The following is a 13248-nucleotide window of genomic DNA, read 5'->3' as shown; positions in this document are numbered from 1 at the left end:
GATGAAGAACAAACTTGTCTTGCAGCAGGACACAAGCTTAGAGGATGCTATTAAGTTACTTGATCAAAATGGTAATGGGTTTTTGCCCGTAGTTGATGTTGATGATACTCTTATTGGTATTATAACTGATGGAGACTTGCGGCGAGCTATACTTAACAGAAAGTTTGATGTAAATAGTGTAATCAATAAGAAACCTGTTACATTTTCTTATTTGACACCTCATATAGTAGTTAAGCAACAATTAAGGAAGCTACACAGACGGCACATGCCACTTGTTGATGAAGCAGGTAAACTTAAAGAGGTAGTTGTTTTAGATGATTTTGAGGTTGAGTCGAAACCTAATTGGGTAGTTGTTATGGCAGGTGGTTTGGGACGTAGACTGGGAGAGCTTACTAGGGACACACCTAAGCCAATGTTAAAGGTTGGAGGTAAACCTATCCTTCTAGGTATAGTAGAACATTATAAATCGCAAGGGTTTCACAAATTTATATTTTGTGTAAACTATAAGTCTCATATCATAGAAGAATATTTTGGTGATGGTAGAGGGTTTGGTGTCGATATAAGATATACTAAGGAACAAAAAAAGCTCGGTACAGCAGGAGCTTTAAGCTTAATCGATTTTGATCTAGAGCATCCTTTTTTTGTTGTTAATGGGGATGTGCTGGCAGCAATTGATTTTGATGACTTCTTGAATTATCATCTAATTAATAAGGCTGATGCTACTATGTGTATCAAGCGATATACTTATGAAGTGCCTTATGCTTGTATAGAATTTGATGGAGAAAATAATCTTGTAGCACTAAAAGAAAAGCCTAAATATAATTATCACATTAATACAGGAATGTATGTGCTTAATGCTTCTATTATTAGTCAAATTCCCAAGGGTTGTTTCTATGATATGCCAACACTATTTGATGATCTGATGTATCAGAATAAACGTATCCTTAAAGTCTTTAATACGGATGAGTATTGGTTAGACATTGGTCAACCGAAAGACTATTTAAAAGCTAATGAAGATTTCAAGTATTAGTTAAACATTTTAAATATTAGGAGTTGTCTTCGATTATTACTATATATGAGGGAGTTTAGGTAGTGGATAAATTAAAACAATTAATTAAAAGAAATTTTCAATACTTTTCATATTTCTATTCTTACCTAAGATACAGAATTTTTATTGCATTATTCTTGAGCTTAAGTGTAGGTGTATTTGACGGATTTGGCCTTGCAATGTTTATGCCATTATTCCAAATGGTTGACGGTAGTAATACTGTAGACTCAGAGCAATTAGGACACTTATCATTTTTGATAAAGGGTCTAGAGGTTGTGGGCATTGAACTGAGCCTGATGACCATTTTAATTGTGATGCTGACCTTTTTCTCTATAAAGGGTATTATGAAATTCTTTGAATCATATAATAAAGTACTTTATCAACAGTACTTTATGAAGAAAATTAGAATTTCAAATATTAATAATTTAGCAAACTTTAGCTATGATAATTTTGTCAAAAGTGACTCTGGTAAAATCCAAAATACATTCAGTGGAGAAGTTTTAAAAGTTAGCAAAGCTTACAATTCATATTTTACGGCTGTCCAATATGGAGTATTAGTAGTTGTGTATGTATTCCTAGCTTTTTTATCTAATCCAGAATTTGCAATATTAGTTACAATTGGGGGATTAATAACTAACTTAATCTTTAAAGGACTATATAGTAAAACTAAGAAAATATCTAAGCAATTGACATTGCAAAATCATACTTTTCAAGGTCTATTAATACAAAAAGTAGGTTTTTTTAAATACCTGAAAGCTTCTGGTTTAATTACAAATTATGCAAAAAAGCTGAAAAGTAATATAAATGAAATTGAAAATTCTCAACGTAAAATGGGCTTTATAAGCTCTCTGCTTCAAGCTGTTAGAGAGCCACTTGTTATATTAGTGGTAGTTGTAGTGATTTTAATACAAGTCGAGCTGTTTTCAGAAAATCTTGGCTTGATAATATTAAGCCTTCTATTTTTATATCGCTCATTGACTTTTGTAATGGCAATGCAAAAGTATTGGAATGATTTTCTAACTAATTCTGGTTCTCTTGAGAATATGACAAACTTCACAAGAGAACTTGAAACCGGTAAAGAGAAACATGGGAAGATTGCATTCCAAAAGTTTATTAATAAAATTAGTTTGAAAGGAGTATCCTATTCATATGATGATACTCAAATTTTAAAGGAAATAAACTTAGATATCTCAAAAAATGAAATTGTTGCTATAGTTGGAGAAAGTGGTTCAGGAAAAACTACTTTAATCAATCTATTATCAGGCTTGCAAACACCATCGACTGGCCAAGTAATAATTGACGACTATAACCTCAATGAGTTGAATACGCACACTTATCAAAATAGAACTGGCTACATTACACAAGAGCCTGTCATTTTCAACGATACAATTTTTAATAATGTAACTTTTTGGGATAAAAAGAATGATTTTAATTTAATTAGATTTTACAGTGCTTTAAAGAGAGCTTCTATAGACACATTTGTTAAAACACAACCAAATCAAGAAGATGAATTATTGGGAAACAATGGTATTAACATTAGCGGTGGCCAAAAGCAAAGGTTATCGATAGCTCGTGAATTATATAAGGAAGTAGATATCTTATTTATGGATGAAGCTACTTCTGCATTAGACTCGGAAACAGAAAAAGCCATACAGGAAAATATAGATACCCTAAAAGGCGAACTCACAATCATCATAATAGCACACCGATTGTCAACTATAAGAAATGCAGATAGAATTGTTATGTTGAATAATGGAAGAATAGAACACGTAGGCAGCTTCGAAGATTTGCGTAGTGCTTCTCCTAACTTTAAAAGAATAGTTGAATTGCAGGGCATATAGTACAATGAAATTAAGAAATATTCCAAACAAAATTTTGCAAATTCTACCGTATAGAGGAATCCCTTTATACTATAGATTATTAGCTTATAAGAATTGGAAAAAATCGGGAAATTTTATAGTCAGACCTGACCCATTCAAGATAGTTTTTATAAATCCTAAATTAATTGTTTACAATACATTAAATAGGTTTTCCTACATCAGTAAGAGAAGTATGTTCACTGACTGTGGAAAAATTGTTGGTGGAGACTGGGATCTTTCAAATTCTAAATTCAAATTTAATACAATTTATAAAGCTGATAACTCAAGTGAGACTATATACCAGTCCCTTAAGATGAGATTTCATGAAAGGAAGGATTGGACTGAAACCCCATTAGTTAAAGGTTGGTTAAAATTAATCAGAGAAGGGAAAAGAGCTGGGCATGGATGCACAACAGAAGATCTAGTTTTTCAAAGATTTGAAAAACTAGATCTTCTGTACCATGAAATTAAAACTTATGGGTATAAATCTAAATTAGATATAATTAACTCAAGTTATAGAGATCCTGCTAAAGTAGTTCCTTCTCGGAACCCAGAGCTATTTTGGTACCAATATGATGAGGTAGTGGTAAATGTTGGTAGAGGAGGAGAATTTTTATTTGTGGGGGGGCATCATAGATTATCAATGGCACTAATTGCTGGAATAGATAGTATTCCTGTGCGCTTATTCGTAAGACATAATCTTTGGCAAGAATATAGGGATCAACTTTATTTAGGTAAAGTAACTTTAGATAATGCTGAAATCCATCCTGACTTAGTAGATGTTATCTGACTTACAATCAAGAGCTTAAAATTAGTAACATACTTAATTTACTATTAAAAAATATAAGTTGAACAGAGAAGAAATAATAGAATATCTAAATTATTTAGAAAAGAAATTTCCAGTTAATGATTGGAAAATAGATGGAGTAATAATTTGGCCTGTAATACGAGTTAAATTGTTTTTCTTATTTATAAATTTAGATGGAGATAGTGCTTCCTTAAAAACCAAAAAGAAAACCAATTTCTTTTATAGTTTAAGAAAATTTATTATTTCTTTAATATACTATATATATTATGTTTATATAAAGAAATCCTTAGCAGATAAAATGTTTTGTAGTGCTTCTCATTTCAGACATTTTGAAAAAGGAATTTATAAAAACAGATATTTTAATGACTTAATTGACAATCAGCAGGACTTTCTTTTTTTAGAATACGAATCAACAATTAGTAAATATGAGGAAAAGGTTGACTATCCTCATAAAACTTTGTTTATATATAAAATAACCTACTTTACTCATGCGTTAAAAAAAATTAAACTCTACTTTCATAAGACAGATTATAATTTGTTCCCTTCATTCGAGCAATTTGAATCAGAGTTATTTGAAAAATTTGGTGGTAAGCTGAAAATATCGCTTCGAGAAGTAGAGGAGAATATTATATACCTTTTAATAATAAAAGGTATATATAAAAAAATTCTTGTAAGAAATAATATTAATAAAGTATATGTTTTAAGTTACTATTCAAGATTAGTAGCCCCGATGTGTTTAGCTGCAAATGAAGTTGGTATAGAGTGTATTGATATTCAGCATGGAGGACAAGGTAAATCACATGTAGCTTATGCTAAGTTTAGTGTTGTGCCTAAGTATGGATATCAGTTACTTCCTCAAAAATTTTGGTGTTGGGATCAAGGCTCAGCAGATGTCATAAATGAATGGGTAAGTACACAAAATTATCATCAAGTAAAAGTAGTAGGTAATCCATGGATAGAGCATTGTATGAAATATTATGCTTCACACTTATCTGAAAAACAAAAAATCATCCTATATACATTACAGCCAATAGATGACGAGATAATAGAGAGTTATATTATTGATGCAATCATAAAAACTCCAGAAGATTATATATGGTGGTTAAGATTACATCCAAGACAATATAAAGAGAAAGAAAAATTACTTAATCTTCTTAGAGACAATAAAATATATAATAAAGTAAACGTAGAACAGGCAACCGCTCTGCCATTACCAGCTATTCTAACGCACGTATACATTCATATTTCAAATTTTTCTGGGTCCATATTAGAGGCATCTATGCTTAAAAAAAAGAGCATTATTCTAAGTGAATTGGGCGTTTTGAATTTTCCAGATGTTGTTAAAAGTGAATATGGTATAGTATTGCTTAATAAAAGTAGTGAAGAGCTATTAGACGAAATTATAGATAGAGCTAATTAAATATTCATTAAAGAATTACTTAAATAATTTATAAAATGTCCTTTCATTCTAATAGCATTGGATAAGATTAAAATAGGTTATATAGGAAACACTTATGCAGAGAGAAGAAATATAATAGATAAAGTTAATGTTTCATATTCATATACTCCTTCTGCAAGATATATAAATAAAATTTCAAAGTACTTAAGGATAATAGAAAAGCTAGATGTTATATATAAAGACATTAGTTTATTCCATTATTTTAATAAAGTAAGCTTTGGAAGCAAACCTTGGGTCTCAACTTTTGAGACAATTATACCAAGATATATGAAGGCTCTAAGCTGTCATCATGGCAAGAATCCTAGCTATGCCGAAATTTCAAATGATAAAGACATCCTATTTGCATTAGACGCTATTGCTGGAGAAAATTGTAGAAAATTAATTTCTTTATCGGAATGTAATTTAAATATTCAAAAATATTTCCTTTCTTTTTTTGATCCAATATATAGTAAATCTATAATTCCCAAAATGATTGTTATCACTCCTCCTCAAAACCTTAACATCAAAAATTGGGAGGAAAAAAATATTAATTTAAATGGAGAACTAACTTTTACATTTATCGGACGGGATTTTGCACAAAAAGGCGGGTGCAATATTTTAAGAGTTTTCACTAGGCTTAAAAAGTATTACCCTATCAAACTTATAATTATTAGTTCTCTTAATGTGTCGAATTATGTAGTAGGAGAAAATGAAGATGATATAAATCGTGTACGGGAAATTATTCAAGATAATAAAGATTGGGTTGAGTTTTATTCAAGTTTGCCAAATAATGAAGTTATTGAGATAATGAAGAGAAGCCATATTGGGTTACTACCTACTTGGGCTGATACTTTTGGTTATTCAGTACTTGAGTTTCAGTCTTGCGGATGCCCAGTTATTACAACAGATGTGAGGGCTTTACCCGAAATTAATAATGATGAGAGAGGCTGGGTGATAAGCGTACCTAAAAATGTGCTAGGAGAAGGGATTTATCTAACTAATGATGAAAGACAAGCAATGAGTGATACTATAGATGATGGCTTATACAAAGTCATTAAAAATATTTTTCACAATCGGACATCGTTACTCGAAAAAGCTAAGATGAGTATTTTAAATATTGAGATAAACCACTCTGAAAGCATTTTCTCTGATAAACTTAAAGAAATTTATTTTGAAGCTTTATGTAACCCGCTAATACAGAAATAACTATTTACAATTACAGTAACTTCAAGCTTATTAGCATTTACTGTCAGATTATTTAGTTATAAATACCCTTATAGTGAAGGGCTATTCCATTAGTGTCTATATTGAAAAAAAATGTTAAAAATTCTATACTATTCTACCGCATATACCGCTTCTCATGGAGGTAGTAATCATTCGAAAGCTTTTGTGAAATTTGCAAAAGAAAATGCTGCGGTATCTGAAGTAAATATTTTCCCAAGCCATAGGTCTCCTATACTTCAAGTCAAAAATAATTCTTCGGTCTTTAAAAATAAGTTGTTAAGTTCCAAACTTCTGCTCCCTTTTAGATTATATAAAAGAAATAAATTAAACATTCAGAGTTTATACTCAGCAATTGATCAATATAAACCAAATGTGCTCGTTGTTCGAATGGATAATAATTTTTTCCAACTCAAGCATGTTAAACTTAAGTATCCAAACTTGATACTGGTAACAGAAGTGAATGGCTCATCCTTTGATGAATCATTTAAAAATATAGTATTTAAGTCTTACTTTCAAAATAAAGAAAAAGAGGCATTCTCATTATGTGATTTGAATTTTTTTGTGTCATCTTTTCTACGAGATCGTGTCATGGGAGATATGATAAATTATTCTAGAGATTTAGTAAACCATAACGGGTTCGATGATACTTTATTTGTAAAAGTGGAGAATGATAAATCAAATAAAGAAGCTTTAGGTATTGCAAAAGACATGAAAGTAATTGGTTATCTAGGGACTTTAGATTTACATAAAAAAATGCATTTATTTATTGATGCATATGCCAAGGTTTCTAAAGTTCATAAGAATGTTGTCGCTCTAGTCGTAGGAGGTGGACCTGCACTTGAAGAGATTGAAAGCTATGTGGGGAACAAAGGGCTTTCTGATAAATTTTATTTTACAGGACAAGTGGAGCATAAGGATGTTCATAAATATCTCAAAGCCTTCGATGTCGCTGTACATCATGCTGCTAACGATTATATGAGTCCACTCAAAATTTTTGAATATTTAGCATTACAACTTCCTGTTATTGGACCCGACATTCCTGCTGTAAGAGAGATATTTGAAGATAGAAAGCATTTGTTACTTACTGCTCCTACTGTATCAGATATTGAAGAGAAGATATCGCTATTATTAAATCATTCTGAGTTGGCTTATTCTATTGCAAAGAATGGAAATGAATATGTAAAAGCTAATTTTACATGGAGAGAAAATGTTGAAAGAGTAATAGGGGCGATACAAAAGATACATCCAATTGAAGATTTTACAGTTAATTCAAAAGCCACAGCCTAGAGGGGCTGAAGTGTTTACCGCCCAATTATCTAGCAATTTGGAAAATTTACAACATTCCTCTCATATTCTGGCACTTTTTGATAGTCCTGATTCAAGCAGATTTATTAGCAAGTGTCAGCTGTTAAATGCAAATTCTAAAGCCCGATTTTGGGACAAAGATGGTTGGGCGAAATTGGCAACTATCATAAAAGAACTAAAACCAGATGTTATTCAGGCGAATGCTGGTGACACACTAAAATACGCCGTGTTTTCTAAGTTGTTTTTCAAATGGAAGCAACCGATAGTATTTCGGAATGCTAGTACATTAAGTTCATATATTAAGAACCCACTCCAAAAGCTGTATAATGAATTTCTATATAAGCAAACGGATGCCATTGCTTCTGTAAGTGAATATTCTAGAAATGACTTGCTATTGCTCTATCCAGGATTAAAATCAAGGACATATACTATTCCAATAGGTTTAGAAGAGAAGATTCGAGTTGAGAATCCATTTCCTGTTAATCATAAGGATCAAGTGAAGCTGGTGCATGTTGGAGGCTTTTCTTTCGAGAAGAACCATACAAGGCTACTGCACATATTCTCCGCTCTGTTGGCAACTCAAGAACATGTCCACTTGTGGCTTGTGGGGGATGGCCCCCTTAGAATGAGCATTGAAAATCAGGTTAAGGACATGGGGTTACAGAATAACGTCCATTTTACTGGTTTTGTAAATAATCCACTGGATTATATAGCAAATGCGCAGGTATTGGTACTACCAAGTATAATAGAGGGCCTGCCAGGAGTTATTTTAGAAGCAATGCTATATGAAACGCCAGTGGTTGCATATAATGTTGGCGGAATTAGAGAAATAGTAAAATCAAATGAAACAGGATGGCTGATTGAACCAGGTGATGAAAAAGGTTTTGCAAAAGCTCTTGAAGATATTATTCTGATGAAAGAAGCAGATAAATATAAAATAATTCAGAAGGCAGAGAAGTTGGTAAAAGGTGAGTATATGAATGTTCATATTGCGACAAAGTTTGCTTTTCTTTATAAACAGTTATTAAATAAAAATTAAGGACTTAAATTTTGTCAACTAAAGTAACAGTATTGCACCTAATCAAATCACTCGGCCGAGGTGGAGCTGAAATGCTATTGCCGGAAACCCTGAAGGTACACGATCGAGATCAATTTGATTTTCATTTTGCTTATTTTCTCCCGTGGAAAGACCAGATGGTTTCTGCCATTGAAGCATTGGGTGCTAATACAATCTGCTTCAAGGCTAATAATAACCTGCAGATGTTTCAGCGGGTAAGTGAGATCAGTCATTATGTACAGGAGCATCAGATTGATGTGATCCATAGCCACTTGCCTTGGGCTGGTGTAGTTGCGAGGATTGTGGGTAAGAAAACAGGTGTGCCGGTTGTTTATACTGAGCACAATAAGTGGGAGCGATATAATAAGATCACGTACTGGCTGAACAAACTCAGTTTTGGCTTGCAGGATGCCGCTGTGGCAGTGTCGGATGATGTGCAGCAGTCTATACGCAAGAATGCCGGACTTAATTTCCGTGAACTTGAATTGCCGGCTACGAAAGGACCCGGAGTAAATGGTAAAGCGAAAAAGCCATACCTGCTAAACATTCTGAATGGTGTGAATACGGCGCATTTTGTACGGGATGAGCAGGCAGGCCTTCAGATACGGCAGGAACTAGATATACCGGAAAATGCTCCTGTGATTGGGACGGTATCCGTTTTTCGCTTTCAGAAACGCCTAGATGTATGGATGGAGATTGCTGCAGCAATTCTAAAAAAGGTACCAGAAGCGCATTTCATTATTGTTGGAGATGGCCCCCTCAAGGAAGAGTTGATGGCGAAAAAAAAGTCACTGGGTTTGGAAGATCGTCTGCATATGCCGGGGCTAAAAACCGATGTAAAGCCCTACTTCAGTGCCATGGACATCTACATGATGTCTTCTATCTTCGAAGGCCTTCCCATAGCATTACTAGAAGCCATGAGTTGCTCCTGCGCTGTGATCAGCACCAAAGCTGGTGGGGTAGGGGAAGTGGTAGATGAAGGTAAGAGTGGACTGCTTTGTGAAGTGGATGATTATATGAAACTAGTAGATTATAGCATTCAGCTATTGCAAAATACTGAGCAACGTATAGCCCTAGCAGCTGGGGCACGCGGCCGGGTACAAGCTGATTTTAGCATAAATAAAATGGCGAAACAGTTAGAGGAGTTATATTTGTATCTAAAAAAATAATCCCAACTCCCTCTCCTGTTTTTAGGGGAGGGAGCTGGGAGTGGAAACATGCAAATACGAAAAGGAACAAACGAGGATATACCAGCTATTGTAGAATTACTTAAGTCTTCCCTAGGAGAAGGGCTAATACAGAAGTCAGAGGCTTTATGGAACTGGAAACATGTGCAGAACCCACATGGAGAATCACCAGTGCTGGTAGCTGAAGCAGACGGGCATGTAGTAGGGGTGAGAGCTTTTTTGCGCTGGCAGTGGCAATATAAAGGACAGGTGCTGCAGGCGATACGTGCGGTGGATACAGCCACGCACCCGGACTATCAAGGTAAGGGCATTTTCAAGAAGTTGACCCTGCAGGGACTGGAAGACGCCAAAGCGGCAGGTATACACTTGGTTTATAATACCCCGAACGAAAGCAGCAAACCCGGCTATCTAAAAATGGGTTGGTTAGAAATGGGGAGAATGGCTCTGAAGCTTAAAGTAAATCCATTTGCTTACAAGCGGCAAGCGGTGCCGAAGGCTCCTGTGCAGGACTGGCAAAAGCTGACAGGACTCCTACCAAAGCTCTCCAACCCGATTGCTACAACTGACCGAGTGCAGACATTTCTAAGCCCGGCCTACATCCAGTGGCGCTACCAAGATAACCCGCTGTTTGATTACAATTTCCTTTCCGATTATAAATCCTATGTCTTGTTCTATCGCATTAAGTTCTACAGCTTTGGACAAGAGATGCGAGTAGTAGACTTGTTGACTGATGCGAAAGCCTTTGATAAAAAAGCAAATAGAGTTTTAGCAGCTTCATTTAAGCAGATCAGCAATGCCTGTTTCTTGACTTCTGCTTCGGGAAGGCACTTTGAGCTGACAAACGGTGTTTACCCTAGTATGGGCCTGTTGCCGGTTATGGATAAAGGTCCTATCGTCACCCTGCGCAATGTTAGTTTGCAGAATGAGATATTTAATGAGCTTGGCAGGCAGGAGAACTGGGGCTATGTCTTAGGGGATATGGAGCTGTTTTAAATTCGGATGATAGGCGCGATCTTACTTATCTTTTTATTCTATGTTATTAATCAGCCGATTCTAAAGAGCTATCGGAAGAAGTTCTTTTTCTTCTCCATTCCTCTGATGAATAAGTTATATTTCTACCATCTGCTTTTTTGGGGGGTATATTATATCTATACCGTTTTTAACCGTTCCGACTCCAAAAATTATTTTGAGAAATCAGCTAATTACGATGGGAGTTGGTCAGACCTGCTGGTAACAGGAACTAAATTCATTGAGTTTGTAGCATACCCATTCACTAACACCTTCGGTTTCAGCTATGAAGTGGCTATGCTCATATTTGCATGGTTTGGGTACATTGGTTTCATTCATTTCTATATTTTCTTTCGTGAAAATGTAAAACTCAAGCTGCAATTATGGGGCTACGATTTGCTGCTAATCCTTTTATTCCTGCCGAATATGCACTTTTGGACTGCCTCACTAGGTAAAGGCTCTATCATCTTTATGGGTTTAGGACTTTTTGCTTATGCCATGCGTTTTCCACAGAAGCGACTTTTGGCTTTGTCCTTAGGTTCCGTTGTGGTTTACATGATCCGCCCCCACATGTTTATGTTTTTAGGATTGGGGGCGATATTAGGTTATTTTACAGGAAGGGAGAAAGTGCCTCTTTACCAGAAAATATTAGTTTATGTTGCTTTTGCTGGAGGCATTTTTGTCATGTCAGATCAGATATTGGCTATGGCCAATATCAATGAAGATGATGTAGTAGGCAGTTTTCAAGATTTCTCGCAGGTACAAGCAGGTCGCTTAAGTAGTGCAGGTTCAGGTGTTGATATTACTAGTTATCCCTTACCGCTCAAACTATTTACTTTTTGGTTTAGACCATTATTTGTGGATGCCCCCGGAGCTTTGGGGATATTTGTTTCGTTCGAGAACTTACTCTATGTGATTCTTGCTTGGAAACTGATAGATAAAGACTTCATTCCGTTTCTAAAAAAGTCTACTTCGCTTGTGAAGATGAGCTTAGTAATTTTTATTACTTCTTCTATTGCCTTGTCATTTGTTATGTCCAACTTGGGTATAGCCATGCGGCAAAAGAGCATGGTAATGTATTTCTTGTTTTTTGTGATCATCTCATTCTTAGAGTATAAAAAGCAAAAGAGGTTAAATTTGATTCAGCTTAAAAAAAAGAAGTTTGAGGAGCAGGGGCAACTTGTGTTGACCTCCCAAAGCTCCTCCTAAAGGCAGAAGCGGAGTATCCTTTTTCCACCACTAAATGTCGCTCTCAAAAAATAACACATCCCTGCCCCTCTCAAGAAGGGAGCTCTGAACTATAAATAATGCCTAATAACATACCTGTCTTCACCATCTCTCTCGACTTTGAACTATACTGGGGCATATTCGATAAGGTGCCCTTGGCCGATCGGGTAGAATACTTTGCCAACACCCGCCAAGTGATTCCCCATATGCTGGATCTGTTTGAGACGCAGCAGTTACATGTAACTTGGGCTACCGTAGGTATGCTCTTCGCCAAAGACTGGCAGGACTGGTCAGCTGCTGTGCCAATTGAGATGCCATCTTACCATAATGGTCAACTGTCAGCTTACCGCCTGAAGAGTGAGTTTGGACGTAACGGAAGATTGAACAGTTGCTTTTTCGCGCCTGAATTGGTAAAACAGATCCATCGAACGCCCTACCAAGAAATGGCAACTCATACCTTTGCGCATTATTATTGCCAAGAATCCGGACAGACGGTCGAGCAGTTTCGTAAGGATTTGCAGGCTGCACAAGATATAGCAGCCCGTCAAGGGATGGCGCTACAATCGCTGGTATTTCCACGTAATCAATACAACCAATCTTATCTGAAAGTGTGTCGGGAGGAAGGTATTAAAACAGTGCGTTCCAATCCTAAAGATTGGTTCTGGGCACAGACTGTTGAAGATAAGCTGATTAATAAAATTTTACGTACAGGAGACGCTTATATCCCGCTATCCCAACGGACTTCTTTCCCATTCTCATCGCTGAAGCTAGAAGATGGCTTGCCGCTGTCTATACCTGCTAGCAGGTTACTCAGGCCAGTACACGGAAGTAAAGACATTCTGAACAAATTTCGCCTGAATCGTATTCTGAGTGAAATGACTGAGGCGGCTAAGCGCAAAGAATGCTACCATCTGTGGTGGCATCCCCACAATTTCGGTACTTATCCTGAGCGAAGTATGTCAGATCTAAAAGTTATTGTCGAGCATTTTAAACAGCTGCAAAAAGGTTACGGCATGCAAAGTATGAGTATGTTGGAGATTTATGAGTATATGTCAGGGTTGTAAAATAACCTTACCTTTGCAACTGA

The 13248-nt window shown here is 35.6% G+C and carries 11 protein-coding genes; all 11 read left to right on the top strand.

Annotated features, from left to right (window positions below):
* The first annotated feature begins 1 nt into the window (after window position 1).
* The 11 genes from Q1A04_RS05745 to Q1A04_RS05695 all read left to right on the top strand — a co-directional run bounded on the left by Q1A04_RS05745 (window position 2) and on the right by Q1A04_RS05695 (window position 13225).
* Window positions 2–1030: a nucleotidyltransferase family protein gene (locus tag Q1A04_RS05745; RefSeq protein ID WP_299702417.1), complete on the top strand. Its 1029-nt coding sequence runs from the start codon at window positions 2–4 to the stop codon at window positions 1028–1030.
* Between the two features lie 62 nt (window positions 1031–1092).
* Complete coding sequence (locus Q1A04_RS05740; RefSeq protein WP_299702415.1) at window positions 1093–2889, top strand: ABC transporter ATP-binding protein; 1797 nt, start codon at window positions 1093–1095, stop codon at window positions 2887–2889.
* Between the two features lie 4 nt (window positions 2890–2893).
* The gene (locus tag Q1A04_RS05735) at window positions 2894–3697 is read left to right on the top strand and encodes a hypothetical protein (RefSeq protein ID WP_299702413.1); all 804 of its coding nucleotides are present in this window, start codon (window positions 2894–2896) and stop codon (window positions 3695–3697) included.
* A 58-nt stretch (window positions 3698–3755) separates the two neighbouring features.
* Window positions 3756–5135 carry a hypothetical protein gene (locus Q1A04_RS05730; protein ID WP_299702411.1) on the top strand — a complete coding sequence of 460 codons (1380 nt, stop codon included), beginning with the start codon at window positions 3756–3758 and terminating at the stop codon, window positions 5133–5135.
* Between the two features lie 57 nt (window positions 5136–5192).
* The gene (locus Q1A04_RS05725) at window positions 5193–6359 is read left to right on the top strand and encodes a glycosyltransferase family 4 protein (RefSeq protein ID WP_299702408.1); all 1167 of its coding nucleotides are present in this window, start codon (window positions 5193–5195) and stop codon (window positions 6357–6359) included.
* 111 nt (window positions 6360–6470) lie between these two features.
* Complete coding sequence (locus Q1A04_RS05720; protein ID WP_299702406.1) at window positions 6471–7664, top strand: glycosyltransferase family 4 protein; 1194 nt, start codon at window positions 6471–6473, stop codon at window positions 7662–7664.
* On the top strand, window positions 7627–8721 hold the full coding sequence (locus Q1A04_RS05715) for a glycosyltransferase (RefSeq protein ID WP_299702403.1): 1095 nt from the start codon (window positions 7627–7629) through the stop codon (window positions 8719–8721). The genes Q1A04_RS05720 and Q1A04_RS05715 overlap by 38 nt, the downstream gene beginning before the upstream one ends.
* 11 nt (window positions 8722–8732) lie before the next feature.
* The gene (locus Q1A04_RS05710; protein WP_299702400.1) at window positions 8733–9908 is read left to right on the top strand and encodes a glycosyltransferase family 4 protein; all 1176 of its coding nucleotides are present in this window, start codon (window positions 8733–8735) and stop codon (window positions 9906–9908) included.
* 48 nt (window positions 9909–9956) lie between these two features.
* The gene (locus tag Q1A04_RS05705) at window positions 9957–10919 is read left to right on the top strand and encodes a GNAT family N-acetyltransferase (RefSeq protein WP_299702397.1); all 963 of its coding nucleotides are present in this window, start codon (window positions 9957–9959) and stop codon (window positions 10917–10919) included.
* A 105-nt stretch (window positions 10920–11024) separates the two neighbouring features.
* Window positions 11025–12143: a hypothetical protein gene (locus Q1A04_RS05700; protein ID WP_299702394.1), complete on the top strand. Its 1119-nt coding sequence runs from the start codon at window positions 11025–11027 to the stop codon at window positions 12141–12143.
* A gap of 98 nt (window positions 12144–12241) precedes the next feature.
* Complete coding sequence (locus tag Q1A04_RS05695; RefSeq protein ID WP_299702392.1) at window positions 12242–13225, top strand: polysaccharide deacetylase family protein; 984 nt, start codon at window positions 12242–12244, stop codon at window positions 13223–13225.
* Window positions 13226–13248 lie beyond the last annotated feature (23 nt).

It is taken from the genome of uncultured Pontibacter sp., from assembly GCF_947499215.1.
GTDB lineage: Bacteria > Bacteroidota > Bacteroidia > Cytophagales > Hymenobacteraceae > Pontibacter.
The sequence above is the reverse complement of the archived record's forward strand: the minus strand, read 5'-3'. Positions and strand labels throughout refer to the sequence as shown.

Excerpts from the sequence above, each read along its gene's own strand:
- Q1A04_RS05735 (WP_299702413.1), top strand. The coding sequence starts at position 2,894 with ATGAAATTAAGAAATATTCCAAACAAAATTTTGCAAATTCTACCGTAT.
- Q1A04_RS05720 (WP_299702406.1), top strand. The coding sequence starts at position 6,471 with ATGTTAAAAATTCTATACTATTCTACCGCATATACCGCTTCTCATGGA.
- Q1A04_RS05695 (WP_299702392.1), top strand. The coding sequence starts at position 12,242 with ATGCCTAATAACATACCTGTCTTCACCATCTCTCTCGACTTTGAACTA.
- Q1A04_RS05705 (WP_299702397.1), top strand. The coding sequence starts at position 9,957 with ATGCAAATACGAAAAGGAACAAACGAGGATATACCAGCTATTGTAGAA.
- Q1A04_RS05745 (WP_299702417.1), top strand. The coding sequence starts at position 2 with ATGAAGAACAAACTTGTCTTGCAGCAGGACACAAGCTTAGAGGATGCT.
- Q1A04_RS05700 (WP_299702394.1), top strand. The coding sequence starts at position 11,025 with ATGAATAAGTTATATTTCTACCATCTGCTTTTTTGGGGGGTATATTAT.